An 842-nucleotide genomic window follows, 5' to 3' on the forward strand; every position below is an offset into this window, starting at 1 on the left:
AGTGCCGTGCAGACACGGGACGGGGGATACCTCCTGGGAGGATCGTCCAACTCGCCAGAATCCGGAAACAAGTCCGAGAAGTGCTACGGGATGTCGGACTACTGGGTCATAAAGCTCGATGCCAAGGGAGAACCGGAATGGCAGAAGGTTTATGGCGGTGAGGGAGACGACCAATTGCAGGCAGTATTGCAAACTAAGGATGGAAATTTTCTATTAGCAGGAAGCTCCGCCTCCGGAACCACCGGCAACAAGAACGCATCCAACGGCAAGGGAACCGACTTCTGGCTGCTGAAGGTAGATCCTTCAGGTGAGATACTCTGGCAGAAGACGTATGATATCGGAAAGGCAGACCTGCTCGCTTCCCTCGAGGAAAGCAGGGACGGGTCGCTCCTATTGGGAGGCCACGCACAGACCGAGGCCTATTCCGCCAAAAAGAAAGACCCTGAGGGAATCAACGACTATATCGCAATCAAGACCGACGACAAGGGAGAGGAACAGTGGACACAGACCGTGGGAAGCGGCGGCGAGGACATCCTGCGCAAGGCCATAGAGACCCGCGACGGGGGCTATATCCTGGCAGGGACCTCCATGGGATCGCCTTCCCGGGACCGCTACTCCGGACAGGGACGCAACGACTTCTGGGTCGTAAAGCTCAAGGACAAGCGCAAGAAGGAGGAAAAGAAGAACCCAATAGAGGCCTACCCCAACCCTACCCTGCACTACACCAACGTGCTGGTGGGCTACGAGTTCCAAAAAGGGACAGCCACCGTATACGACCTCTCCGGAAGGCAGCTGCAGCACTTCGACATTACCGACCGCACCGTGCCCGTTGACCTGGGAGG

1 protein-coding gene is annotated in these 842 nt (G+C 57.1%); it reads left to right on the forward strand.

Features of this window, described 5'->3' with window-relative positions:
• Window positions 1-842 (forward strand): T9SS type A sorting domain-containing protein (locus FJA49_RS18325; RefSeq protein WP_199758339.1); only part of this gene is annotated, 842 nt, incomplete at both ends.

The sequence above is a fragment of the Flavobacterium microcysteis genome (assembly GCF_006385255.1).
Taxonomy (GTDB): domain Bacteria; phylum Bacteroidota; class Bacteroidia; order Flavobacteriales; family Flavobacteriaceae; genus Flavobacterium; species Flavobacterium microcysteis.